At 35.5% G+C, this 25,527-nt stretch carries 23 protein-coding genes and 2 pseudogenes; 3 read left to right on the top strand and 22 right to left on the bottom strand.

Going from position 1 to position 25,527, the window contains the following annotated elements; all coding sequences use genetic code 11:
• Positions 1-68: 68 nt before the first annotated feature.
• The 4 genes from ppsA to kynU form a co-directional block, all read right to left on the bottom strand.
• Positions 69-2,690 (bottom strand): phosphoenolpyruvate synthase, encoded by a 2,622-nt coding sequence (gene ppsA / locus LOK41_RS08725; protein ID WP_241816120.1) that lies wholly within the window; start codon positions 2,688-2,690, stop codon positions 69-71.
• A 679-nt stretch (positions 2,691-3,369) separates the two neighbouring features.
• The gene (gene kynA / locus LOK41_RS08730; protein WP_241816121.1) at positions 3,370-4,209 is read right to left on the bottom strand and encodes a tryptophan 2,3-dioxygenase; all 840 of its coding nucleotides are present in this window, start codon (positions 4,207-4,209) and stop codon (positions 3,370-3,372) included.
• Positions 4,210-4,243: 34 nt separating this feature from the next.
• On the bottom strand, positions 4,244-4,873 hold the full coding sequence (gene kynB, locus LOK41_RS08735; RefSeq protein ID WP_241816122.1) for an arylformamidase: 630 nt from the start codon (positions 4,871-4,873) through the stop codon (positions 4,244-4,246).
• Between the two features lie 3 nt (positions 4,874-4,876).
• Positions 4,877-6,163 carry a kynureninase gene (kynU, locus tag LOK41_RS08740; RefSeq protein WP_241816123.1) on the bottom strand — a complete coding sequence of 429 codons (1,287 nt, stop codon included), beginning with the start codon at positions 6,161-6,163 and terminating at the stop codon, positions 4,877-4,879.
• A 160-nt stretch (positions 6,164-6,323) separates the two neighbouring features.
• Between kynU and LOK41_RS08745 the strand changes: the two genes are divergently transcribed.
• Positions 6,324-6,941, top strand: coding sequence for a TetR/AcrR family transcriptional regulator (locus LOK41_RS08745; RefSeq protein WP_241816124.1), 618 nt, complete (start codon positions 6,324-6,326; stop codon positions 6,939-6,941).
• Positions 6,942-6,984: 43 nt separating this feature from the next.
• Here LOK41_RS08745 and LOK41_RS08750 read toward each other — a convergent pair whose 3' ends face one another.
• From LOK41_RS08750 to LOK41_RS08760, 4 genes are all read right to left on the bottom strand, one after another.
• Positions 6,985-7,422, bottom strand: a complete 438-nt coding sequence (locus LOK41_RS08750; RefSeq protein WP_241816125.1) for an NUDIX domain-containing protein — start codon at positions 7,420-7,422, stop codon at positions 6,985-6,987.
• A 188-nt stretch (positions 7,423-7,610) separates the two neighbouring features.
• The gene (locus tag LOK41_RS08755; protein WP_241816126.1) at positions 7,611-9,065 is read right to left on the bottom strand and encodes an Msr family ABC-F type ribosomal protection protein; all 1,455 of its coding nucleotides are present in this window, start codon (positions 9,063-9,065) and stop codon (positions 7,611-7,613) included.
• A gap of 398 nt (positions 9,066-9,463) precedes the next feature.
• Complete coding sequence (locus LOK41_RS29265) at positions 9,464-9,508, bottom strand: erythromycin resistance leader peptide (protein WP_135111488.1); 45 nt, start codon at positions 9,506-9,508, stop codon at positions 9,464-9,466.
• Positions 9,509-10,085: 577 nt separating this feature from the next.
• A complete protein-coding gene (locus LOK41_RS08760; RefSeq protein ID WP_241816127.1) occupies positions 10,086-10,328 on the bottom strand; it encodes a DUF3977 family protein in 243 nt (80 codons plus the stop codon).
• 175 nt (positions 10,329-10,503) lie between these two features.
• Here LOK41_RS08760 and LOK41_RS08765 point away from each other — a divergent pair, with 175 nt between their 5' ends.
• Positions 10,504-11,064 (top strand): hypothetical protein, encoded by a 561-nt coding sequence (locus LOK41_RS08765; protein WP_241816128.1) that lies wholly within the window; start codon positions 10,504-10,506, stop codon positions 11,062-11,064.
• Positions 11,065-11,315: 251 nt separating this feature from the next.
• Here the strand turns inward: LOK41_RS08765 and LOK41_RS08770 are convergent, their stop codons facing one another.
• From LOK41_RS08770 to LOK41_RS08820, 11 genes and pseudogenes are all read right to left on the bottom strand, one after another.
• Complete coding sequence (locus LOK41_RS08770) at positions 11,316-12,260, bottom strand: nucleoside hydrolase (protein ID WP_241816129.1); 945 nt, start codon at positions 12,258-12,260, stop codon at positions 11,316-11,318.
• A gap of 647 nt (positions 12,261-12,907) precedes the next feature.
• Complete coding sequence (locus tag LOK41_RS08775) at positions 12,908-14,764, bottom strand: sigma-54-dependent Fis family transcriptional regulator (RefSeq protein ID WP_241816130.1); 1,857 nt, start codon at positions 14,762-14,764, stop codon at positions 12,908-12,910.
• 347 nt (positions 14,765-15,111) lie between these two features.
• The gene (locus LOK41_RS08780; protein WP_241816131.1) at positions 15,112-15,660 is read right to left on the bottom strand and encodes a GNAT family N-acetyltransferase; all 549 of its coding nucleotides are present in this window, start codon (positions 15,658-15,660) and stop codon (positions 15,112-15,114) included.
• 244 nt (positions 15,661-15,904) lie between these two features.
• The gene (locus LOK41_RS08785; protein WP_241816132.1) at positions 15,905-16,741 is read right to left on the bottom strand and encodes an alpha/beta fold hydrolase; all 837 of its coding nucleotides are present in this window, start codon (positions 16,739-16,741) and stop codon (positions 15,905-15,907) included.
• A gap of 343 nt (positions 16,742-17,084) precedes the next feature.
• Positions 17,085-18,464: a dihydrolipoyl dehydrogenase gene (gene lpdA / locus LOK41_RS08790; protein ID WP_241816133.1), complete on the bottom strand. Its 1,380-nt coding sequence runs from the start codon at positions 18,462-18,464 to the stop codon at positions 17,085-17,087.
• Positions 18,465-18,479: 15 nt separating this feature from the next.
• Entirely contained in the window at positions 18,480-19,685 is a 1,206-nt protein-coding gene (locus tag LOK41_RS08795; RefSeq protein WP_241816134.1) for a dihydrolipoamide acetyltransferase family protein, read from the bottom strand.
• Positions 19,686-19,712: 27 nt separating this feature from the next.
• Positions 19,713-20,747, bottom strand: coding sequence for an acetoin:2,6-dichlorophenolindophenol oxidoreductase subunit beta (gene acoB / locus LOK41_RS08800; protein WP_241816135.1), 1,035 nt, complete (start codon positions 20,745-20,747; stop codon positions 19,713-19,715).
• 17 nt (positions 20,748-20,764) lie between these two features.
• On the bottom strand, positions 20,765-21,763 hold the full coding sequence (gene acoA / locus LOK41_RS08805; protein ID WP_241816136.1) for an acetoin:2,6-dichlorophenolindophenol oxidoreductase subunit alpha: 999 nt from the start codon (positions 21,761-21,763) through the stop codon (positions 20,765-20,767).
• A 408-nt stretch (positions 21,764-22,171) separates the two neighbouring features.
• Positions 22,172-22,657 (bottom strand): DinB family protein, encoded by a 486-nt coding sequence (locus LOK41_RS08810; RefSeq protein WP_174099921.1) that lies wholly within the window; start codon positions 22,655-22,657, stop codon positions 22,172-22,174.
• Positions 22,658-22,884: 227 nt separating this feature from the next.
• Positions 22,885-23,052 (bottom strand): annotated as a pseudogene (locus LOK41_RS08815) (MFS transporter); the annotation flags it as partial.
• Positions 23,053-23,199: 147 nt separating this feature from the next.
• A pseudogene (locus LOK41_RS08820) lies at positions 23,200-23,325 on the bottom strand (MFS transporter); the annotation flags it as partial.
• A gap of 67 nt (positions 23,326-23,392) precedes the next feature.
• Between LOK41_RS08820 and LOK41_RS08825 the strand changes: the two are divergent.
• Positions 23,393-24,235, top strand: coding sequence for an oxidoreductase (locus tag LOK41_RS08825; RefSeq protein ID WP_241816137.1), 843 nt, complete (start codon positions 23,393-23,395; stop codon positions 24,233-24,235).
• Positions 24,236-24,283: 48 nt separating this feature from the next.
• Here the strand turns inward: LOK41_RS08825 and LOK41_RS08830 are convergent, their stop codons facing one another.
• From LOK41_RS08830 to LOK41_RS08840, 3 genes are read right to left on the bottom strand one after another with little or no spacing between them, the layout of a single operon-like run.
• Positions 24,284-24,646 carry a DUF4181 domain-containing protein gene (locus tag LOK41_RS08830; protein WP_241816138.1) on the bottom strand — a complete coding sequence of 121 codons (363 nt, stop codon included), beginning with the start codon at positions 24,644-24,646 and terminating at the stop codon, positions 24,284-24,286.
• A 45-nt stretch (positions 24,647-24,691) separates the two neighbouring features.
• Positions 24,692-25,057: a DUF4181 domain-containing protein gene (locus LOK41_RS08835; protein WP_241816139.1), complete on the bottom strand. Its 366-nt coding sequence runs from the start codon at positions 25,055-25,057 to the stop codon at positions 24,692-24,694.
• A 21-nt stretch (positions 25,058-25,078) separates the two neighbouring features.
• A complete protein-coding gene (locus LOK41_RS08840) occupies positions 25,079-25,525 on the bottom strand; it encodes an NUDIX domain-containing protein (protein WP_241816140.1) in 447 nt (148 codons plus the stop codon).
• Positions 25,526-25,527: the final 2 nt, after the last annotated feature.

Genomic DNA, 25,527 nt, shown 5'->3' on the forward strand with positions numbered 1-25,527 from the left:
GATTGTAAGACACCGCTCTAGTATCCACTGAAGCGGTGCTACTAATTAAGCCTTAACGAACTCATTAGTTACAATATCTCGATATATCCTTCTGTTCCATGCACGCGAATTCGTTGTCCGTCTCTTATTAGTTTGGTGGCATTTTCCACACCAACAACTGCTGGTAAGCCATATTCACGTGCGATAACTGCTCCATGGGTCATCAGTCCACCAACTTCTGTAATGAGACCTTTTATGGATACAAATAATGGTGTCCAGCCAGGGTCCGTAAAGGAGGTGACTAATATATCTCCATCCTCTACATCAGCATCTTCCATGTTTAAGATGACTCGTGCTCGCCCCTCTATAACTCCGGAAGAAACAGGCAGACCTACAATCGCTTCGGCTGGGAGATTTTCTCGTTTGTACTCACCCGCAATGATTTCACCATCAGACGTGATAACACGTGGAGGAGTTAGTTTTTCATATAATTTGTATTCGCCTTTTCGTTTGCTGATGATCTGGTAATCCAGTTTGTTTGTACGGACGACTTCGTGAAGTTCTTCAAAAGTGAGATAGTATATATCTTCTTTTTCATGAATAACGCTAGTTTGTACGAGTTGTTCGGCTTCTTTCAGTAAAGCCTGCTTATAAACGAAGTAGCGATTAATCATGCCGTATTTTGGATATTCACGATAACCGATGAAATTCCGGATTAGGCTGATCATTCGTTTTGTCTCTTTGACTTTTCGTTTACCATCCGGTAATTGCTTCAATCGATCTAATAACTCTTGTTCTTTTTTCAAAGCTTCATGTCGCCCTTTCTCAAATTTCCGATTGCCAGAATCAGGATCAAAGTCTTTGATGTTATTGAGAATCATGGGAATAAGTGTAGTTGGTTTTTCACTCCAACGAGTTTTAGTAATATCAATTTCTCCGGCACATCGCATTCCATATTTGTTGAGATAAATATAGATAGCGTCTCGAGTTTTTTGTCCACCTTCAAACTTAACCAATTCATTCAAAAAGTTGTCATCTTTTACATGTTGTAAATAGTCAATTACTTCTGGATAAGGCCGAATCACGTCTGCTACATCCAATAGCGCCAGACCCATTTCCGAAGTAATATTGTTTGGTACAGATTGAGAAAGCGTGTCTGCTACATTTTTTTCACCTAACCACTCCTCCATTTTTTTATTGATCCATGATGAGGCATCCATAGCGGCCATAATTACACCCAAACTCTGTGAGTCAAATAATATTTTCTTTAATTGCTGGATATCTTCTAGCATAAAATCAAATACATCCGATCCTGATTTCGTTTGGATGTTTTGTTTTAGCTCTTCTATCGATGTTTCACTACTCTTAATCAAATCAGTAACGATTGTCGGATCGTTTTCGATTTGTGTGAGAAAACCCTCAGATTTATCATTTTTATCATTATTGCTTTGACTGGAATTTTGTATTTTTTCATCATCTGGTAACGATTTTATAAAATCTCCTCGCTCTATTATGGTCATAAGTGCATCTTTGATGAGCGGATCGGATTGTCCCAAGGTATCTATTATCGTTTTTCTGCTAGCAGGCGAAGCCAGATTATTTGTGATATCAACAAATAGCCTTCCACCAGCTTGAAACCTGGGTCCAAAAGATGTTAACTGGAATAAAGACATTCCCAACGGTTTCATGGGGGCGGTCATCATTTGTTGGTGACCGACAGATACATAGACGTGATTTTCTTGATCATTTGCTTCAGGGATGGGGTATAAAGTAGTGATTGGCCGACTCTGGACAATATAAAATATATCATCAACCAAACACCATTCGATATCTTGTGGGCAACCAAAATAAGCTTCTATCTGTCTTCCGATGCGTGCTAGTTGTAATATTTGTTGTTCAGTAAGCGTTTGAGTCTTTTGCAGATTTGGATCGATTTGCTGCGCTTTTGTTCCGCCTTCTTTTAATGCATAGATAGCCAATTTTTTGGTTGCTATCATCTTATCGACGATTTCCTCTTCCTGTACTTTATAACAATCGGCAGATACCAAACCAGTGACCAGTGCTTCTCCAAGTCCATAGCTGGCATCGATTGATAGTAGCTTTCGATTAGAAGTAATCGGATCAGCAGTAAATAAAATTCCTGAAGCCTGTGGGAAAACCATTCTTTGAACGATAACTGATAAATAAACTTGACTGTGGTCAAATCCGTTTTGCATTCGGTAGATTACCGCACGATCTGTAAATAGGGAAGCCCAACATTTGCTGATATGATGCAAGATTGCTTCTTTTCCGATGATATTTAAATAGGTGTCTTGTTGACCAGCAAAAGATGCATGTGGCAAATCCTCAGCAGTAGCACTAGAACGCACTGCGTAAGCATGTTCATCTCCAAATTGGGAGAGATAGTGGATAACTGCTCCCGCAACATCGGAAGGAATTTTTATTTCCATAATGATGTGTCTAATCTTCCTGCTGATTTCACCAATTTGATTGCGATCCTCTATTTTTAGCATTGTGAGTTGATCCAACAAAGCTTGAAATGTTTCGTTTTGTTCGATGGCTATTTGATATCCTACTGTTGTAATACAAAATCCTTCTGGTACTTGCATTCCTTGAATTTTTGATAATTCCCCTAAATTTACCCCTTTTCCGCCAACGAGCAAAAGCTGAGTTTTTTCTATCTCCTGAAAACCGAGAACTAAAGAACTCATTCTCCATCTCTCCTAACCAGTAATGTTCTATTGATTTTAGCAGTAGTAAATGAGAATAAAAAGTCTATATTAACCATTTTTTAAATGTTATAATTAAATTAGGAAGAGTTCAAAAAATAGCTAAACCTTATCATACAGTAGTAAACTGATGCCTCAGTTCATCCAACCGAAAGTAGCTCATATGCCTTTTAGCCCACAATGAATATGGTTAAAATCAACTTTTTTCCATTTAATCTGTTTATTTCCCAAAAACATCTTATATTAATATGAGATATCAAGTTTTTAATAAACTAACCTGCCCGTAGGTATAAGTACAGTCCTTCACAATCTCCATTTTCCGTATAAAGAATTGTTCCACAATCCGGATCTTATATACAATATCCATTTCAAAACTAGGACCGTCTCAGAATCCTTGATTATGAGAATTTAGGTTCTTATTCAAGACAAAACAACTTAGCTACAGCCTTACGTGAGATGTGACGAATGGAAAAGAAAATTTTTACCATCACTTTGAAAATATAGCGACCATACACTCTTTGCTTTCCACCTCGCCTGACAATTCGTACAAAAAGTCACAAAACTCCCGCTATTTTTTTCATAATATTCAATTTTATTTCATTGTAATGAAAATGCAAAAAGTACACCACACTTCAATACGTGGTGTACTACTATTGCTATTTTATAATTTTGTTCGTACATTCCAAAGCTCTGGGAAAAATCGTTGATCCAGAACGCGTTTTAAATAAGAAACACCGGACGATCCGCCAGTGCCCATCTTATGTCCAATAATACGCTCTACTGTTTTCATATGACGGAAGCGCCATTGCTGGAGCCAATCTTCAATATCAATTAACTTTTCAGCAAGTTGATATAAATCCCAATATTTCTTTACATCAGCATATACTTCTAACCAAGCCGCTTCAACTGTCGCATCTTCTTCATAAGGCTGTGTAATATCACGATTTAATACCTCTTTGTTAATTGGGAACCCTTCCTTTACAAGCGCTTGAATCGCGACATCGTATAGGCTTGGCGCATGAAGTGCTTTATGCAAGCGAGCATGTAACTCTGGATCTTTTTCATAAATTTTTAATGCGTGCGGTGTTTTATAACCAAGCGCGTATTCAATCATACGATATTGATACGATTGAAACCCTGATGCTTGACCAAGTGAATCACGAAACTCAATGTATTCTGATGGTGTGAGCGTCGCAAGAATATCCCAAGATTGAATAATTTGCGATTGAATTTTTGAAACGCGTGCAAGCATTTTAAAGGCTGGAGCTAATTTTTCATTTTGAATCGATTCAATCGCTGCACTAAGTTCATGTAAAATTAACTTCATCCAAAGTTCACTTGCTTGATGAATGATAATAAATAACATCTCATCATGATGGTCGGAAAGCCTTTTTTGACTTCCTAGTAGACTATCTAATTGTAAGTACTCTCCATATGTCATATTCTCTTTAAAATCTGTGTGGATTCCTTTTTCCATAATTACTTTTTCGTTTTCTTTCATAAGCTGAACACCCCTTCTATGCATTATGACTATTCTATAGTGGTCTTATTACCGCACGAACTGGACTACCATCGGCATCTGTCAATGCAAGCGGCAAGGCAATCAGTTCATAATCTCCGTCTTGTACATGATCTAATACAACGTTTTCTAAAATATGAATACCGTGCTTAAATAGTTGATGATGCGCTGCTAATTCTTTATCATCGAGCGGATCTACAGAAGGTACATCTACTCCAATTAATTGAATGCCTTTTTCCGAAAGAAATGGCGCAATATCAGCACGCAAATATGGGATTGTTTCAGGGAATTCTTGTGCATTTCCATGTGAAGCAGTCCGAAGTAATAGCCTCTCTACACCATCTAACTTAAATTTTTCTAATTCTTTTGCACCAATGCTTTCCATACTTGATACATCTATTATTCGAGCTTTACCAACATAGACGTTAACATCCAAATCTAGTACTTTTTTTCCGTTATTATCAAAATGAAATGGCGCATCAATATGCGTACCTGTATGAATACTCATCGTTAATTTTCCAACATTAACAGATCCACTTTGTTCTTTTGACCATGATACTTCATAGGAAAAAGGTGTATCCCCGGGCCACGTCGCAATCTCATTATTTAATGGTTGTGAAATATCAATCCAGTCAGATCCTTTCATCGCTTAAGCCACAACCTCTCGCTTGTTTTCAAACTTTTTATATTCTTCCTCTTTCATAATCTTCTTCAAAATTTGTACAGACTTCCAAACTTCTTCATACGTGTTATATAAAGCAACTGGCGCAAGGCGAACTCCATTTGGTGCACGGAAATCAGGAATCACTCCGTTTGCTTTTAAAGCTTTACATATACGTGCAGCTTCCAGATGTTCTAAATAAATATGCCCTCCGCGTTTATCATCTTCTAATGGATTTCCAATTGTAAATCCCATCCCCTTCAATTCATGTTCGATTAAATGTAGCATATAGCGGGTAATGTGTAATGATTTTTCTCGTAATCTTTCGATGCCAGCTTCTTTGAAAATTTCAAGTGAACCGATTAGTGGCGCTGTACTTAACACATGAGGTGTACCAATTTGATATGCTCCGGCATGTTCAGCCGCTGTTAATGTATGTTCCATATCAAATTGCTTATCTTTTCTAGAACTAAACCAACCAGAAAGTCCAGGAAGACGGTCAAAATGCTTTTTGTTTACATATAACCCCGCAACACCACCAGGGCCTGCATTTAAATATTTATAATTACACCATACTGCGAAATCAACATCCCATCCCTTAAAAGCATGCGGAATTGAACCGATGGAATGGCATAAATCAAAACCGATATGGATACCACGTTTATGTGCTTCAGCAGTTAATCGCTTCATATCTAAAATTTGCCCACTACGATATAACACAGCTGGTAATAAAATTAACGCAATATCATCCGTCATCGCATCAATAATATCTTCTTCTTGCAATGTTCTACCATCTCGGCTCTTTACTCGTACAAGATGTTCATCTGGGTCTAGCCCTTTTAAACGGATTTGACTTTGCAACGCATAAATATCTGATGGGAACGTTAATTCATCCGCAAGAATCTTTGTACGAATTCCTTTCGGCTCATAAAACGTCGCAATGACTTGATGTATGTTCGTCGTCGTGGAACCGGTTGCAATTACCTCTTCTGGTAAAGCACCAACAAGTGGAGCCGTTAATTCACCTAATCGTTCTGAAAGAAAGAACCAAGGATACTCTCCCTCTGTCCACCCATCAATTCCATACTCTTTCCAAGACTCTAACATAGTGAGTAAAGATTTTTCTGCTCTCTTTGAAAGTAACCCCAATGAATTTCCATCTAAATATATTGTATCTGCTTTCTTATAAAATTCACTTTGAAATTCAGCAAGTTCATCGTATTTATCACATTCCACCGCATAATCATAAGATGGTTCAAATGGCTCTTGATACATTCTTTCACCTTCTCTTAATTTTCTTTTTATTCTAACTAATTGAAATATATCATCATTATTGACATGACGTCAATGATAATATGTCAGTTGACTTTTCACACTCAATTCTACTAGAATAAAAATATATTTTCAGATATTTCAGTATAAAGAGGTGAGACATTTGGAAAAGAAACTTCATTCGACAAGACAACAACGTTCAATTGAAACGAGAGAGAAATTATTGAAATCTGCTCAAATCGTTTTTTTACAACATGGATTTCAAAAAACAACAATTTCTCAAATTATTAAACACGCTGAAACTGGTTATGGTACAGCGTATGTTTACTTTAAAAATAAAGACGATCTCCTTATTGTCCTTATGGAAGATGTGATGAATCGTTTTTACAAAATCGCAGAACGCTCCTTTCTTCCTAAAACAAAAAAAGAAGCCCGCAATATGGTCCAAAATCAAGTGCGAGCTTTTTTACAACTAGCCAAGGAAGAAAAAAATATGTTACAAGTTATGGGAGAAGCAATAGGTGCATCAATAGAAGTGCGCAACAAATGGACTGAAATTCGCGAGCGCTTTGTAAGTCATATTATGCAGGATATTACCTATTCTCAAGAAAATGGACTAGCGCGAAATGAATTAAACAAGGAATTTGTAGCGCGTGGTTGGTTCTCTATGAATGAGATGTTTTTATGGGAAATCGTTCGAAGTGAGATGGAACTAGATGTAGAAGAAATTGTTTATACATTAACAGAGATGTATACAGCGGGGTTATATCAAAACAGATAGCACACTTTCCCTTACATAAAGAAAGTGTGCTACTCTACCATTCTTATAAAAAGAGGTCTTCCGGATATGGCAATGCTAGCTTAGGTCTTTTGTACGTTGAAAAATATTGTAGGTTTAAAGACTCTCCATCTATCGCTGTCAATTCTCCTTCTATTACTTCACATTCAAATACAACAACGATATATTCCACTTGATCTCCATTAGAGTATGTATGGCGAAAGTCTTCTCCTCCATATACGCCTTTTATCCCTTTTATTTGTACTCGTAAACCTGTTTCCTCCCACACTTCGCGAACAACTGCTTCTTCTGGTGTTTCTCCAGGTTCAATTGCTCCTGCAGGAAGACTCCAAAATTTTCCACCGGGATATTGGAATAAGATCTCTCCTAACTCATTTTTTATGACCGCCGCTACACTTGGCATGAAAATAAGGTCAGATCCTAATTTTTCACGGATTTGTTTGTAGTATGTAGAAATTGGCATGTTCATTCTCCTTATATATTTTCTGTTTATATAAATATTTGTAAGTAATTCTTTTTTATGTATGAATTCCTTCCTTAGTAATAACTACTATGTAATAGATTTACTTCATTATGTACTCTATTGAAATACTCACAACAAATAAGCCACCAAGATTGTCTTGGTAGCTTATTTAGAAATCAACTAAAAAATCAAACTTGAATTAACTTTTCTGCATCAATTTTATACTGCATATCTGCTACATGATTTATAAAGGTTTGATCATGAGATACAAATACGATTGTTCCTTCATATGCGGCCATAAACCGTTCCAAAGCCTCAATCGCATGAATATCTAAAAAGTTGGTCGGTTCATCTAACAATAAAATATTATATTCCCCTAAGAACAGTCGACAGAGCTGCAGTCGGATTGCTTCTCCTCCACTTAATGATTTTACATTTTTCAATATATCCGTACCAACAAACTGCATCGAATATAAAACGCTTCGCAAAAAGCCTTCATCATATTCTGAACAATTCTTTACAAATTGCAATACCGTTCCATCACTTGTAAATTGATAACTCATTTGATTAAAGTAACCAATTTTTGCTTTTGGTGAAATAGTTAAACCTTCACCATGATTAGCAATATGATGAAGCAAAGTACTTTTACCACTACCATTTGCACCAGTAATCGCTATTTTTTTACCGAGTGGTAATTGAAAACTTACTCTATTCAATAACACTTTATTCTGCACTTGAAGAGTTAGCCGATCTGCCATGATTGGGAACTTATTATGCAATTCTCTCGTTTGGGACTGGCGGAACACGATGTTTCGTTCCTCTTGTACAGCCTCGACTTTTTGCAGTTTTTCCATCCTTTGTTCAATCGATTTCGCTGCACGATGTACCGCTTTTTGACTCGTGCCTTTCGATTTCGATTCAAACATACGATTCGCCTTCGACTTCGATTCTTTCTTTGACATATTTCCTGCTTGAGCGATTTTGTTAGCCTTTTTCATTTTTTCCTGCGCCGCTTTTTCAAGTCGATTTTTTTCTTTTATAAATTGCTCGTGAGCTTGTTTCTGTTGTTCCCGCTCTGATTGCTTTTGCATCATATATTCACTATAATTTCCGGAATATACGTGCACCTTTCCTTCATGTACTTCCCAAATCGTTGTAACAAGTTCATCTAGGACAGCACGGTCATGACTAATTAAAACTAACGCTCCATAATAATATCGCAATTCATCAAGTAAAAATGAAATGCCCCCTTGATCCAAATGTGTTGTCGGTTCATCAATAAGCAATGCCTCGTGATAATGTGTAAATAGTTGTGCAAGCTTTAATCTTGTCTGTTCTCCGCCGCTTAGCCCATTCGTATTTTTTGGAACAGCTAATCTTCCGAGTAATGCTACATCAACCTCGTCAGTTGTAGGAGTTTCAAGTTGTTCAAAATAACCTGGGGCCACATGACACTTCACTACACCTTTTGTTGGCTTAACTTTACTAGCAAGTAACTTTAATAACGTACTTTTCCCAGCGCCGTTCTTTCCCACAATACCGATGCGATCAAATTGATGCACGGCTAACCGTTCCATTTTTAACACTTCTTTATCTAAATATGTTACTTCAACATTCTCTAATTCAAAACATAATTTTTCCATATTCGCTACCTCCGAAATTTTGTGATTTCGTATCGATAGCCAGGATCGATACGAGCTTCTCTTACTTAGCTCGTATCAATAGAAGAGTAACATCATCATATAAATCCCCCCAATCATGTAAAATGACAACAAAAAATCACAGACAATCTGGCTGTGATTCAGAGTAAAGGGAATTTAATCTATCCTTTAAGAGGAAATCTAAATAAAAGTAACGATTACCAAATAAATTCCCTTTATTGTTAAACACAAAAAAGGAAATTTATACAAAAATAAAGAAAGGCAGAACAATTCACCCTTCTTCATATTACATAATTGTATTGGAAATGAAGATGATTAAAAAAGGACAGACTAATCCCGTTTACTCTGCATATACAAGCAGAGTCTTTGAACGTATTCAATTACTGGTTCAAAGTTGGGAAACGTAATTTCATTGCGTGTGTCATTTTTTAATAATCCTCCTTAAAAACTTAATGGTATATAATTATTATAGGGTTTCTTTTACAAATAGTCAAAGTGAACAATTTCTTACCAACTAAATTCTTTCTTTAGTTTTAGCACAAGTCTTCACAGTATTTATCGTTTATAGATATTCAATTAAGAAAGGAGCAAATGATGAATCAAGAACAATTAATCAAGCAGTTCCTGTCATTTCTATCTGTCAAAAAACAGCCTATCAGTATATCATTCCTCAATGAGCTATTAAAGCCCCTCAACAAAAGGTGAAATAGGAAACTCTCACTAAGATTCTCGACTGGGAAAAGGGACACCAAACGGGTAAATGATAATGTTTTAAAGCAGTATTACAATGACAAAAAAACAGAATCTGTGTTAACACCTTCTGAACTAACTTATTGGAGAACGGAAAAATTTCAAATTGATCGAGAACTATATGAACGCGACGTGGAAATATTTAATAAAAATGCATAGCTTACTAAAAAATAATCGTCACCAAAATATGATTGGTAGCGATTATTTAAAGTATTTTAACAATGTAACCATTATATAAAATAAAGTTTTACTTTATTTTAATCTACTCACAACTCCCACAATCAACTTATACTCGTTTCGCTTCTTTTTTACTTTCTTAAATCCTTCTTTTGAATCAAAAATCAAACAAGTTTCCCGAAACCAAACTCGTAAATAAAAGGATTCAAAATAAATAGGTTTTACAATTCCTTTTTGCTCATATTCAGTCCCATCTTCCCTTTCTATTTCTGTTCGAACCAACCATCTATTACCGATTCCGATTTCTATGTACTTCACTTTCAACTCCCCTTTTGCATTACTTCTTGGAAATTTTATTTTAAACACCTACTATTTCCCTGGTAAGCGCATGTTTTGACAAATTCTCCTTTGCAAAATTAGAAAAAGGAAAAGGTTTTCTAACGACGAATAACTCAAAATAAGTACTTATTTTCTTTAGAGAGGTATGTATATTATGAATCATCAATTTGCTACTTTATTAGGTGAAATGATTTTTATAGAAAGACAAAATCAATTTCAAACTCCAGATGTAGTACTCTATCATCCTGGTCATTATGTTGAATTAAATGAACACATTATCAATTTGTTTCATGAAGAAGGCTTTAAAACAATTATGATTCCCTATGTACATAATAGATTTTTAAATACAAATGAATTTATCTATCATAAAAAAATCTTAGTTGAATTAGGAATCCCTGAGAAACGAATCATTCCAATCATAGGCGAAGCTACTACCGCAAACGATGTTATAAAAAACGCTATGCTTCATCTATGTACAACAACCGTACACAAAAATATTTTATTAGCAGGTAAAACCTTTTTTATGAAGAGATTTTTGCTTATCGCAGCAGCTTATGCTTCGAATGACATGGTAATTGATGTTCTTCCGTTACAAGATTATAGAAATTTTACGAAAGATACATGGTATTTAACGGATGCCGGTAAAAAAAGGGTGTTGAATGAATATCATATAATTTCCCAATTCCTCCACGAGGTCCTACCAACAAAATGCTGAAAATATATATTGTTTTCTTGGAAAATAAACTAAATTCACCCAATACATATTTCCACAAAATGTGGTGGTACCTCATGTCTATCAAGCTAAAAAAATGTATTCATAAAACGAAAAAAGCGGTGACTAAAGTATCGTATGCGGGAAAATTAACCAATTTATCTATGACAGAAATCCTGTCACTGGGTAGTCTATTTTGATGACCATTTAAACCTGATGTAATGGGATTTCACAGTCCTTTATAAGATTTTTCACTAAAATAGTTCGCCAGTCATTACAGTCATAAACTCCTTAAAAAATTGTTCATAATTCATATGTATTGCTATTCTATGTTTTGGACGATTACCGAATGTTTCGGGTTCCAAAGTAACTCTAAAATCTCCTATACTTTGTCCTCGCACAGTATCAAGTACATTGACAATTACAGACGATTGATAGTACGTAAAAATATCATCACGGTTAAGCGCAATCAAAGTCAGCGCATCATGAACCGGGCTACCTTGTATCCCAGGAACTTTTTTTTGATAAAATTGATAATAGTAATAGTCTAGAAGAGGTTTTAAAAACTTAGTTTTTCCTTTAGAGTGAATATAATTGACCATTTCTGGTGTTACAATAGCTGGTTGTGTAACATTCAAAGGATAAATTGATAAATTTTTTGCGTATCTCATTACAATATTAGCCGCGACAGGATCACCATAAAAATTAGCTTCTGCAATTGGAGTAACGTTTCCTGGATATAGAAAAGCTCCCCCCATAATATAATAAGAATGGACATTTTCCATCGCATCTCCATAAAGGAGAAATAAGGTTGCAAGAGAAGTTAATCTTCCAGTATTCACGACAATAAGTTCATTTTTGTACTGTTTAATAAGTTTGAGAACTTCAAAGAAATTCTCAAATATTTGAAGTTCTAGTCCTGGTTGAATAGGTCCTATCCCAAATGTGCCGTGAACTTCTGGATAAAAAGTTTCAACTTCTGCAGTCATGGAATGTTCTGCCCCACCAAAAACCTCTATAGATTCTTTCCCTACACTTTTAAGTAAAAAACGAACATTTCTAATCACTTCTGTTTTGGGTACATTCCCATAGTCCGCAACAATTCCTATAACATCAATTGTATCTGTTAAATGTGCATACGTAAGAGCTATCGTATCATCAATTCCAAAATCTCCAAAAAACAATACTTTTTTCCCCATGCAATGTTTCTCCTTAATTTTATTACTTTCTTAAACAGAGCATAATTAAGTATCATGATATATGATTGTTCCTAGGCGTTTTCGTAGTAATGTGTACGAATGAATTAATTTAGTTAGCATACACTTTCGTTAAAAATGAACAATTTCCTTTTGTATTAACTGAAATAGTATATAATTATTGATTTTAACGTATTTTTTGATACCCCTTAATGTACAATTGTCTTATGTAATTTCACGTGGTTTATCCATTGTGTAAAGCCATTTTCATAAAGGAGGTTGACTATCGAAATTTTCATGTAATGGTAAAAAATTTAACCCTCTGGCAATTCTTTGTCCCGTTCTCCATCCTGATAGCAATCTTATACATGTAGTTCCAAGGCCACAAGGGATACTAGGACCATCTGAACCAGCCCACAATCTGCATTTAGGACTGGAGAACGAGTTGTTCAACCATACATGTCTTTTGATAGTGTCCAAGTTACATATCTATCCCCAATAAGTGTCTCTAGAATTTTGTTTTTAAATACAGGAGATAAAGTTACCGTAAGTCATCACCTTCTATCGGTTACTATTTCCCCGGTAAGCGCATATTCCGACAGAACGTGCACATACATATAAAAGAAGCAGATTGCTAGAAACTGCTTCTTTTACAACTGAAATCGCTGCATTCGTTTATAAAATGTACTACGCGGCACATCTAATAGTTTTGCTGCAAGTGATACATTCCCCTTTGTTTTTTGAAGTGCTTCAATCATTCCGTCTCGCTGTATTTTTTCACGGAAGGTTAATGTATGCTCTTTATCAAGCTTTTTTTGTTCTCTTAATTCAAGACCCTTCTGATTTACACTCATTGTTTCTAACAAGAAAGAAATTTGCTTTTCACATATTTCCCGCCCTTGCGAAAGAATATATATGCGCTCTAACACATTTAATAATTCACGAATATTCCCTGGCCATTCATGTTGTAGAAACTGATTGCATATGCTAGTTGAGAATTGAACATCCCAGTCTTTCTTTTTACAAAAATCTTGAATAAAATAAGGAATATCCTCTTTTCTTTCACATAAAGAAGGTACATAAATTGGATATACATGTAACCGGTAATATAAGTCTTGACGAAAAATCCCTTCTTCTACTAGCTGCAGTAAATTACGGTGCGTTGCCGTAATGACACGAATATCTACTGGCACTTCTTTCGTACTTCCAATCGGTGTTACTTTACGCTCTTGTAAAACCCGCAATAGAGCTACTTGCATTTCCGGAGGAACTTCTCCTATTTCATCAAGAAAAATCGTTCCACCATTCGCTTGTTCAAATTTCCCTTTATATCCTTGGCGGCGTGCACCTGTAAAGGCTCCTTCTACATAACCAAACAATTCACTCTCCATCAATTCTTTTGGTAATGCTCCGCAGTTAACTGCTACAAACGGTCCATTTTTTCTCTCACTATTCTCATGGATCGCCCTTGCAACGTACTCTTTCCCAACTCCAGTTTCCCCGCAAACGTAAACACTTGCATCCGCCTGCGAAACGAGTTTAATTTCTTCTAACGTACGCTGGAACGAATCGCTTATTCCAACAATCCCTGGGAAATGTACTGTCTTCTGCATTTGTACAGCGTGATTTACTTTTTGAGATTGATTTTTTGATAGATATATACATTTCCCTATCCTCCTATCATTATTATATACAGGTACCTCCATCATGCTTCGAAATCCGTACTGTAATAAATCATTTACTTTCATCCGTGACCAATTAGAAACTTGTTCTCGAACCGGTTTACTCGCAGAAATGACAACTTGTCGATGATTACAAATAATCAATGGGTCATCACTATCAATTACATCTAAAAAACGATGAATTAATTCTAATTCGTGCCGATGTACACGAATACTACATTCACGCTCAATTGCGTGTGCAATAGATGTTACCATACCTAGCATATATGGATGTGAAAACTCAATGGGACATGAAAAATCAAGAACGCCAATTAACTTACCATCATCATTATGAATGGGTGCAGCAGCACAACTCCAGCTATGAGACGCAACAGAATAGTGTTCTGTACCGCTTATCATAATTGCTTCTTCTATCGCAAGCGTTGTACCAATTGCATTCGTCCCAACAGCCGCTTCGGTCCATTTCACACCTTCGATAAAATTAATATGATTTGCCTGTTTTAATGTCTTTTTATTTCCTGTTATGGAAAGTACATATCCATCAGGATCGATTAAGAGTGCCATCATCTGTAAATCATGAATTGTTTTTTGCATATTTTGCAAATGCGGTAAAGCAATATCAAGAAAAATTTCGCTTTTTTGTTTTTGTTCATCAAACGTATCTGAGGTTAAAATATTCTGACCTTTATTCATATGCGGATTGACATTCGCTTGTTTACAGCGATGCCACGATTCTGAAATTCTTTTATTTATTCTAGTAGAATCAAGAACACCTTCATCAACAAACTTTTTCCAAGTATGTAAGTAAAACGGTGAGGCTAACATTCTATCATCTCCCTTTTTATTATTTTGGAGATTCATTTTTAGGAGTTCATGCGAGGAAATATAATTTTATTATAAAACTCCATAAAAACGTTTTCAATAAAATGAGGAAGATGACACGAACATGTTAACAATTCGAATATTTTAATACGCACTTTTATATTTTCTATATAGTACTACATTTTGCGCAATAGAACTCACTGCAATAAACACCCATAGCCATTTTATTGGATGATTGTTCTGAAAAAATATAGTACTTGCTATAATGAACAAAATAGTAGAAACGATACTTATATAAAATTTCATTCTAAATTGCAAGGTCCTCTCTCCTTTATATATAAATTTATAAACTATCCCCCGTTAAATCGCCCCATAAGGATCGTATTATAATATCCGCCATCAGCAAGCCTTTTATCATTTTTTAATACCCCTTCAACTTCAAATCCTAACTTTTTATACAGTTTAATAGCTTTCTCATTTATTTCCAACACATTCAAAGTAATCTTTTTAATTCCATTGGTGTCAGCCCAAGAAATAGACTTTTGTAAAAGATTTTTACCAATCCCATGTCCCCAAAACTCTTTTAATACACATACTCCAAACTCTATTTTATGAGAGAATCTCTTTAAATACACTCCTTCGCATCTTGAAAACCCAACGATTTGATCATTCACTACAGCAACTAAAAATAAGTTCCTCGGACTTTCAGTATCCTTTTTTATAATTTCTTTAAACCCTGGTATATCTATGAATGCCTCTCCTTTTTCTCTATCCATATTTTCGGTCTCGCCATCAATCTGTAATCGTAAATTAGACAAATCTTTTGCATCTTTTTCAAGTGCGGATCTAACAGTATAATTGACCCCATTTACATAAAATTCTTGTTTGTTAATTATCATGGTATACTCCTTTGATATGAAGTTGATTTAAATATTACAATGGATAAAAATCTTTATAACTCAATATAATTCTAACCCAATAACCTATCCTAATTTATTTCCATAGGATATTTTCCACATGGTAAATATCAGTAATATTAGTCTACCATAGATTACTTGACAATCTATAATACAGGCCGTTTTTTACACATGCTTCTCCCCGAAATAACCTTATAAAGGTGATCCTTTTAATTCAACGAATCTTCTATTGCTTTTCATACAAATTATTAAGACTGCTATTCTCTATTCGTTTCATCCATTCCCTGACTAAACTCTCAAATAACTCAGGTTGTTCAATTTGTAAGTTGTGACCAGCCATATCTAAAACAGCAAATGTTGCTCGTGGATACTCTTCTATAACCTCTAATAAATCTTGATATCCTACAATTATATCTTGTCTCCCAGCGAGTAAAAGAACTGGTTTGTCGTATTTTTGTCCATCTGTATTGCATGATAACGTATAATTACTTTGAAGTGTTTCTACAAACTTTGTATTAGCTGCTGTAAGCCCTGGTTTGATTTCTTCTTTATACCGATTATATGTATATTCATTTGCTATCACTGCTAGCTCACAAAATTCCTTTCTTTCATCCGATGAAAGTTTATTTAAAAATTCATCATCACTTATAATCCTATTATGCTTTGGAACTGTTCTAGCTTTATGATCCGCAATTATAACAGGGCATATGAGCAATAAACCATCTACTCGCTGAGACATTTTTGAAAGTATTGCTCTAGATAAATATCCGCCATATGATTCTCCCATGAGTAGGAAATTTTCATCAGGAATAATTTTTTCAATAACTAAAATCAAGACATCCAATAAAACATCAGAACTGTTTATCCAATTAGGTGCAGTCGATTTTCCCATACCTGGTAAATCAATATAAATGCGCTTATAACCTGCATGTCTATGAAACACTGATTCCATACATCCCATCATCAACCTATGATCGACAGAACATCCGTGGAATAGAATTACAGGTTTTCCCTCACCAATTATTTCATAATATATTTGTGCATCTTTAATGTGGCATATCATTAGAAATCCTCCTTATAAAAAACTTTCGATTTCATTTCTTCATTCAACTTAGACCGTGCTTTAAAGGCTGATTTACAGCCAATAAAGTTTAACATAATAAGTTAAGCACTTTTTCTAGAGGTAATCTATTAAAAAAAGAACTTTGTATCCAATTAACAGAATATACGTTCTTATTATATAGCACTTAAGCAATAACTGACAACTTTGATTTTTCAGTTTTCATTGTCTTTACTTACAAATAAAGGGTCTATATCATAGCATTGCCTAATTATTTTGCAATTTGGTCATATAACGAAAAAAGAACAAGTTTTATATAAAACTTGTTCTTTTCCAAGCATAGTATTTACACATGCACAGCATGCCCTATCGCCCGTAACACAGCTTCATGAATTGCCTCTGATAACGTTGGATGCGCTGCGATAAAATCTCTCATGATATCAGCTGTTACTTCCGTATGAAGCATGACAGTTCCTTGTCCAATTAGTTCCGTTGCACGAGCCCCCACAATCGAAATCCCAACAATCTCTTGATACTTCGGCTCAACAATTACTTTCACTTTTCCAATTTGTTCTCCTAGAATAAGCGCTTTTCCGTTTGCGTTAAATGGAAATTCGCCAACGAGAATATCTCCATATTGATTACGTGCATCTTTTTCAGTTAAACCAACACTTGCGATTTCCGGTGCTGTATAGATGCATCGCGGTACTGCGTGATAATTCACTTTCGCTTCTTCACCACACGTATGTAGTGCAGCTGTAGCTCCTTCATGGAAAGCGACATGAGCAAGCTGGATTCCACCAATAATATCACCTGCTGCGTAAATATGTGAAACGTTCGTTTGCATGTGTTCATTTACAGGAATGCCTTTACTCGAAAATTCTATGCCCGCTGTTTCAAGTCCCAATTCATTCACACGTGGTTTTCTACCAACTGAAACAAGAACATACTCTGGATTTAGTTCATGAGAGCCCTCCTTATTTTCAAACAATGCTTGTTTCTTATGATTATTCAAACCTTTCAAGCTTGTTTCAGTAAAAATTTGAACACCATCACCCTCTAGTTTTTCTCTTAAAATACTTGCGATATCTTCATCTTCACCAGGCAAAATTTGCGATGCCATTTCAACAATTGTTACTTTTGTCCCAAGCCTACTATAAATACTAGCAAACTCACACCCGATAACACCCCCACCAACAATCAGTAATGATGTTGGTATATATTCCAGGGACATTGCATGACTACTATTTAAGATCCATTCCCCATCGAACGGTGCAAAGGGCAATTCAGTAGGCTCTGATCCAGATGCGATAATAAATTGATTCGCATCTACAGTTTCTTCTTTGCTACCCTGTATAATTTGTAAACGATGATTCGTTTGAAAGCGAGCTTTTCCTTTTATCACTTTAATTTTATTTTTCTTCATTAAATATTGAATACCTTGTACAAGCTGTGTAACGATTTTCTGTTTCCGATTTTGCATTTGTTGCCAATCAATTAAAATATCATCTTGAGGAAGCCTTACTCCAAATTCCTTTGCATGTTTCACTATATCGTGTACTTCTGCGCTTTCTAACAACGATTTTGTCGGCATACACCCTACGTTTAAACATGTACCACCAAGCACATCTTCTTCAATGAGAACAACTTCTTTCCCATTTTGAGCAGCAGTAATTGCTGCTACATATCCAGCTGGGCCCCCGCCAATTACAGCTAATTTACTCATTCTCTCACCTTCTTTTTATAAAAGAATTGTTATTGGCTCTTCTAAATATTGTTTAATCGTACGCAGAAATGCAGCGGCTGGTGCACCATCTAATACACGATGATCAAATGTTAAGCTTAAAGGTAGAATACTGCCTTTTTGTAATTTTTCTCCTCTATATACAGGAACATGTTCAATCGCTCCTACACCAAGAATTCCAGTTTCTGGCGTGTTTAATACCGGTGTGAAATATTCGATTCCATACACACCTAAATTACTAATTGTAAATGTTGTACCTTGCATATCATCACTACTTAGACTACCTTCTCTTGCTTTTGCTGCAACCGTCTTAATTTCTTTAGACAATTGCACAAGCGATAAATTATTCGCAAAGCGGATTGCTGGTACAACTAGGCCATTTTCTAATGCAACTGCCATACCTAAATGAACATGTTCAAATTGATGGATTGTGTCATCGATATACGCACTATTCATTCCTTTGTGCTCCTCTAATGCTAAAACAACAGCTCGAGAAACAAAGTCTGTAATTGTTAATTTATTTTCATATCGTTTTTGAACAACTTCTGTCATTTGCTTATGTAGGACGATTAAATCTGTCACATCCACTTTCATTGTTAATGTTAATTGCGCACTGTTTTGTAAACTTGTATGCATGCGACTTGCGATCGTTTTACGCATACCAGTAACAGGAATTTGTTTACTTTGTTCTTGCTCAGCTACTTTTGGAATTGCAGTCTTTTCTTCTACCACTTTTAGAACATCGACCTCCGTAATTCTTCCTCCAGGTCCTGTTCCTACTAGCTTCGTAATATCAAGATTTTCAGCACTTGCAATTTTTTTAGCTACTGGAGAAATTTTAATTCTTTGTTTTGTTCCTTCTTTCGCATATGGTTCTGGATGCTGTACATTTTGGGTAGGCGGTTCTATTTTAGGTGCTGGATCTTCTAAAGCAGAATTCTCTTCATGCTGTGGCACTGCTTCGTTCGGTTTACCAATATAGCAAATAACAGTACCAGGAGGAACACCATGATCCTCTCCTACCGCTATATCTAAAACAGTCCCATCCGCTGGGGCTTCAATTTCCATTTCGATTTTTTCGGAGTTAATACTTGCAATCGATTCGCCTTTCGTAACGTTATCGCCTGTTTTTATATTCCAAGCTGTTACAATTCCTTCTTTCATTGCCATTCCTAATTTCGGCATTACAACTTCTACAGCCATTGTTCTCTCTCCCTTCTCATTGTTTCGTTATACATTTAATAAAGAACGGTCTCCAATCATTTCAGATACTGTTTCAATTACTTTTTCAGGTGTCGGTAAGTATAATTTTTCAAGTGGCGGTGAGAACGGAACCGGTGTGTGTGGTGCTGTAATTCGTTTAATTGGTGCATCTAACAAATCAAAACCTTTATCTGCAACAATTGCCGCGATATCCGTTGCAATGCTACATCTTGGGTTCGCTTCATCAATCACAATTAAGCGATTTGTTTTTTCAACAGATGCTAAAATTGTCTCTTCATCAAGTGGTGATAAACAGCGCGGGTCAATTACTTCTACCTCAAGCCCTTTTTTCGTTAACTTCTCTGCAGCCTCTAATGCCGTATGGACTTGTTTTCCAATTGCTACAATTGTCACATCGGATCCTTTTCGCTTAATATCCGCTTTCCCTAATGGGATTGTATAGTATTCTTCCGGAACTTCACCCTTCATGTTGTACAGCGTTTTATCTTCAAAGAAGATAACTGGATCATCATCTTTAATGGCTGCTAGTAATAAACCTTTTGCATCATATGGCGTTGACGGAACGACAACTTTAATGCCAGGAATGCTTGTAAATAACGCGTATAAACTTTGAGAATGCTGCGCTGCTGCACTAAATCCAGCGCCGTGCATCGTCCGAATTGTAACAGGCACTTTCGCTTTTCCGCCAAACATATAACGGAATTTTGCTCCTTGGTTCAACACTTGATCTAAACAGCTTCCAATAAAATCATTAAACATTAACTCAGCAATTGGACGTAATCCTGTGGCAGCAGCAGCCATCGCAGCCCCCATATAACCAGCTTCAGAAATTGGCGTATCTAAAATACGCTTGCGGCCAAATTCTTGAACTAGTCCTTTTGTAACCCCAAGGACACCGCCCCATGCTTCGTCATCTTGTAAGTGATCTACTTGCGCACCGCCCGCAACATCTTCCCCCATTAAAATAACATTTTCATCACGGCGCATCGCTAATTTCATCGCTTCATTAATTGCAGTTGACATACTCTCAGTTCTAGTCATTATTCTTCACTCTCCTCTTATTTATAAGAAACATACACATCCGTTAATAATTCTTCATCAGTTGGATATGGACTCTTCTCACTAAATTCAATTGCTTTTTGTACTGCTTCATCGACTGCCTTTTCCATATTTACAAGCTCAGTTTCTGTTAATAATCCTTCATGAATTAAATGTTTACGGAAATTGACAATCGCATCTTTCTCGTTTAAATGTTCTTCTTTTTCTTCCGCTGTTTTATATGTTTGTGCTTCCCCTTCGAAGTGACCGTAATTTCGATATGTCATACATTCAATTAAAGTTGGTCCTTCTCCATTACGCGCACGTTCAACCGCTTCTTCCGCTGCTTTATATACAGCTAGAAGGTCTTTTCCATCAACGCGAACACCAGGAATATTATAAGCCTTCGCACGATCCGCAATTGATTTACAACTAGACGCATATTCAAACGGTGTAGCTTCACCGTAACCATTATTTTCAGCAACAAAGATAACTGGCAGTTTCCAAATCGCAGCTAAATTCACACCTTCATGAAACGTTCCTTCATTGTTTGCTCCATCTCCAAAGAAACAAACACTTACATCCTTTGTCCCTTTATACTTTGCTGTTAATGCAGAACCGCATGCAAGTGGAAATCCACCTCCTACAATACCGTTTGCACCAAGCATTCCTTTATCTAAATCGGCAATGTGCATAGAGCCGCCTTTTCCTTTACATAATCCAGTTGTTTTTCCGAAAAGTTCAGCCATCATACCATCTAAATCGCAACCTTTTGCAATACAATGCCCATGGCCTCTATGTGTACTTGTAATACTATCACTATCTGTTAAATGGGCACACACACCAACTGCTACCGCTTCTTCCCCAGCATATAAATGAACGAAACCTGGTAATACACCTTGCGCGAACAATTCATGCACCTTATCTTCAAATTTACGAATCTCTAACATTTTTTCGTACATCCAACGAACTTGTTCTTTTGTCATTTCATTCCCTTTACTTTCAGTTGTTTTTAACATGTTTCAGCCCTCCTATTTTCTTGTTCATCTTTTAAACTGCAAGTATCGTGCCAAATTTAAAACGTTAGAATGCTAGGCTTTTTCTCTTTTTAAAAGAGAAAAAAGTGGACATAATGAGACAATTGTCTCGTTATGTCCACTTTTGTTCACAGTGTTAGAAAACAATAAAAATAAACGAATTTAAAACGCCACTTACCGCCCGTTAATATGAGATAAAAACAGCCCCCTTCAATACCGAAGAGAGCTGTTTTTATCTTTTATATAGTAAACTTTATTTTTTTAATTAACAATTTTAATTACCACACAACAATTATTATTGTCGCAACGTATTCTTATGATTGAGTATTGTATTTTTCGGATCCCGAATCAACTTTCTGTACAAAAGCAAACTATTAATCTGTAAAATTCTCACTTACTTCTTCGGTACCAACTCTTTTGCAGCTTCCGAATATAAATAATTTGACCAATATGATGTGCGTTATGAGTTGTTACATTTGCCAGTACCTCCCACCACTTTGCAGACATAGGAAGTCCATCTACATCACTTTCAACTTTTTCTTCAGTTAATAGATTTTGCCATTGCAACAGTACCTCTAGTAGCTGCTCTCTCAAATTATCAAATGTTTGATCATCCGGAACTATAAAGCTTTTACTATTATCCTCGATGGAAGGAACGGCATTAACATGAGATTTATTATATCTAGTTTGCCATGTTGTATTCCAATAAAATAGATGCTGTACAATTTCAGCAATACTATTACACCCTTCATTAGGTTTCCAAAACGCTTCTTCCTCAGACAAATTCTTAACTGATTCTGAGAACGGAAGGTACCAACTAGGGTCATTGGCGTTGGCTAACAACTGATCAGATAAAACATCCTTGGCATGAAACAACTTCCCACACTCCTTCATACACTGCTTTAGATTTATTCCGATGAAAACCTAATACCCACTTCAAACATCCTAATTCTTTATATATACCGAACATGACATATATAATATTCATTTCATTTTTCTATTTCGTTACTAGACTAATACACCCCTCTTTTTTAATTCAAATTGAGAATTACCCGTTATTACTGGCATTCGTAAATTTATTATCACACAACACATAATATTTACTATTTCACAGATACCGAATCGATACGACCTTCTATTTTCAAACGCAACCCAATAATACATAAACTAATTAAGAAACCGAGAGCACCTAACCCATATGCCGCCGCAAAGCTCACCTTTTCAATAATCCAACCTGCAATCCCTGGCCCAACCATTTGTCCTATCGCATAAAGTGAAACTTTAATCAGTGGGGTTTTCTTCATCCCCACTGATTATTAGTTGAACCAATCGGGCTTTTACGGACAGTTCATCTCCCACCTAACTTCTTTGCTTTCGCTGAATTTTGAGGTGGGAGTGTTACTGTCCGTTAATGCGGGATAAAATACAGATATAAAACCAATCGCCATCGAAACATATTTTGGCGATACTTGCTTAGAGGCCGTAACTTGAATTAACAATAAAATCCCCCATAAACTCAATCCCAAAATGATTGCCGATATAATGTAAGAGAATAATAGATTTTCTACACGTAAATCGTTATGATGTAAGAAAAAAGAAAGTGAGCGGAAAATGAATAAAATCGCGATTATTACAGGTGCCTCCAGTGGATTTGGCTTATTAACTACTCTTGAACTAGCAAAAAAAGATTATTTTATTATCGCTACAATGCGTAACCTTAATAGACAAACGGAGTTATTATCCCAAGCTACTGCATTACACTTACAGAAAAATATCAAAATCCACCAGTTAGATGTAACAGATCAAAAATCTATACATACATTTCAACTATTTTTAAAAGAGTTAAACCAAGTAGATCTTCTAATCAACAACGCAGGATACGCAGGCGGTGGATTTATAGAGGAAATTCCAATAGAAGAATATCGGAAACAATTTGAGACAAATGTATTTGGAGCTATCTCTATTACTCAAGTTGTATTACCTTATATGCGAAAACAAAAAAGCGGTAAAATCATTAATGTAAGCAGTATTAGTGGCCAAGTTGGGTTTCCTGGTTTATCTCCTTACGTTTCTTCTAAATATGCATTAGAAGGTTGGAGTGAATCTCTTCGCCTAGAGGTAAAACCGTTTGGGATTGATGTTTGCTTAATCGAGCCAGGTTCCTATAACACAAACATATGGGAAGTTGGAAAAGAACTTGCTGAAAATTATGTAGAAACTACCTCTCCCTATAAAGAATATATGGATAAAATACAGAATCATATTAATAGTGGCAATGATACATTTGGCAATCCCATAGATGTTGCGAAAAAGATTGTAGCAATTGCTGAAGCAAAACATACAACACTTCGATATCCAATTGGAAAAGGCGTAAAATTGATGATGATTGTGAAAAAAACGCTTCCGTGGAGAGTGTGGGAGTTTCTTGTACTTAGAAGTTTTAAAAAAATGTAATGACAAGTAAAAAAACAAGAGTAGTTACACACTACTCTTGTTTTGACTCTAAAATAAATACATTACAATACTCAATGAAATCGTTAAGCATATAACCCCCAAAAAAGAAATTACATATTCCTTTGATTCTTTATCATATTTCCATTCCATAAATGTTCGAAAAACATGTAATGCGATGAAAAATATAAAAAATAAGTAACCTATATTCTTATAATCAAAATTCATTATCAAAATGAAGCTCGTGATTAAGTAAATCATAAAAATGCTAATTTCTCCCCATTTTTGAATGTTATTTACTGGCTTATATATAAAGCTATGTTTCCTAGGTATATGTAATTTTTTTCTTAACAATTTTTCAAATAAAAAAAGTGCAACAATGATGACGATGACGATTGCAAGTTTCCAGAACACGAAATCACCTCACCTCTTGATCACATTCAGCACCGTATAAATATATTAGGATAAAAAATACAGAACAAAAATGCATATGAGATAAAACAAAATAAACAAGAAAGAAATTACATATTCTTTTGATTCCCGGTTATACTTCCATTCTATCCATGTCCCAAAGCTATAAAATATAACACAAAAGATAAATAATAGATAAGTTAGAATGAGATTATTTGAAGAAAAAGAACAAATCAATATCATAACTAAAAAGGAAAAGAGAATTAACCTTTCTCCCCATTTATGAAGCTTATTAATATGTCGTGCTTTCCATCCCGTTTGCCTTGGTATCTTTAGTTGCCCTCTTATCTTTTTCTCTGAAAACGAAAATAATATGACAAGTAGAATTAATGCAATCACTTTCTCGAGAGACATCTACTCTCTCCTTCCCTTTGATTAGAGATATGTCCTTTTTGTAAGTAAATGCGAGACATTATCGTATTTTGATGCTATTAAAGAAACAATTCCCTCGGGATACGTCGGTTTACCTTTCAACTCTCGTATATTTTTCCATGTAAGAATAATATTTTCATGCTCTTTATGAACTAACACTTCATTGATCTCCGTTACCAGCTTACACCAATGAAATAACGTACATTGATGATAGGAATTCCCATCAACTTGAAATATATGTTCATTTACAATCGCTAATGCTTCCACTTGAACTTGTAGATCATATTCCTCCAATAACTCCCGATTAATTGCTTCGCTTGCTGTTCCACCAAATTCAATAGATCCACCAGGAAAACGGTAAAATGTTTCTTGTTTATCACACTGAACGAGAACTCTAGAATAACCCTCATTTATGATAAGAGCTTCCGCTCGTAGTACAGGTCTTTTCATTT

Source organism: Bacillus sp. TL12, from assembly GCF_022625245.1.
Lineage (GTDB): Bacteria > Bacillota > Bacilli > Bacillales > Bacillaceae_G > Bacillus_A.

What these genes read in the sequence shown, in the direction of transcription:
- LOK41_RS08755 (WP_241816126.1), bottom strand. Translation starts at nt 9,065, where the DNA reads ATGGAAAAATTATGTTTTGAATTAGAGAATGTTGAAGTAACATATTTA.
- ppsA (WP_241816120.1), bottom strand. Translation starts at nt 2,690, where the DNA reads ATGAGTTCTTTAGTTCTCGGTTTTCAGGAGATAGAAAAAACTCAGCTT.
- LOK41_RS08770 (WP_241816129.1), bottom strand. Translation starts at nt 12,260, where the DNA reads ATGGGGAAAAAAGTATTGTTTTTTGGAGATTTTGGAATTGATGATACG.
- kynU (WP_241816123.1), bottom strand. Translation starts at nt 6,163, where the DNA reads ATGTATCAAGAGCCATTTGAACCATCTTATGATTATGCGGTGGAATGT.
- LOK41_RS08835 (WP_241816139.1), bottom strand. Translation starts at nt 25,057, where the DNA reads ATGTCTCTCGAGAAAGTGATTGCATTAATTCTACTTGTCATATTATTT.
- lpdA (WP_241816133.1), bottom strand. Translation starts at nt 18,464, where the DNA reads ATGAGTAAATTAGCTGTAATTGGCGGGGGCCCAGCTGGATATGTAGCA.
- kynA (WP_241816121.1), bottom strand. Translation starts at nt 4,209, where the DNA reads ATGAAAGAAAACGAAAAAGTAATTATGGAAAAAGGAATCCACACAGAT.
- LOK41_RS08750 (WP_241816125.1), bottom strand. Translation starts at nt 7,422, where the DNA reads ATGCCAATTTCTACATACTACAAACAAATCCGTGAAAAATTAGGATCT.
- kynB (WP_241816122.1), bottom strand. Translation starts at nt 4,873, where the DNA reads ATGAAAGGATCTGACTGGATTGATATTTCACAACCATTAAATAATGAG.
- LOK41_RS08840 (WP_241816140.1), bottom strand. Translation starts at nt 25,525, where the DNA reads ATGAAAAGACCTGTACTACGAGCGGAAGCTCTTATCATAAATGAGGGT.
- LOK41_RS08780 (WP_241816131.1), bottom strand. Translation starts at nt 15,660, where the DNA reads ATGATAATTAACAAACAAGAATTTTATGTAAATGGGGTCAATTATACT.
- LOK41_RS08785 (WP_241816132.1), bottom strand. Translation starts at nt 16,741, where the DNA reads ATGATATGCCACATTAAAGATGCACAAATATATTATGAAATAATTGGT.
- LOK41_RS08795 (WP_241816134.1), bottom strand. Translation starts at nt 19,685, where the DNA reads ATGGCTGTAGAAGTTGTAATGCCGAAATTAGGAATGGCAATGAAAGAA.
- LOK41_RS08765 (WP_241816128.1), top strand. Translation starts at nt 10,504, where the DNA reads ATGAATCATCAATTTGCTACTTTATTAGGTGAAATGATTTTTATAGAA.
- acoB (WP_241816135.1), bottom strand. Translation starts at nt 20,747, where the DNA reads ATGACTAGAACTGAGAGTATGTCAACTGCAATTAATGAAGCGATGAAA.
- acoA (WP_241816136.1), bottom strand. Translation starts at nt 21,763, where the DNA reads ATGTTAAAAACAACTGAAAGTAAAGGGAATGAAATGACAAAAGAACAA.
- LOK41_RS08775 (WP_241816130.1), bottom strand. Translation starts at nt 14,764, where the DNA reads ATGTTAGCCTCACCGTTTTACTTACATACTTGGAAAAAGTTTGTTGAT.
- LOK41_RS08825 (WP_241816137.1), top strand. Translation starts at nt 23,393, where the DNA reads ATGAATAAAATCGCGATTATTACAGGTGCCTCCAGTGGATTTGGCTTA.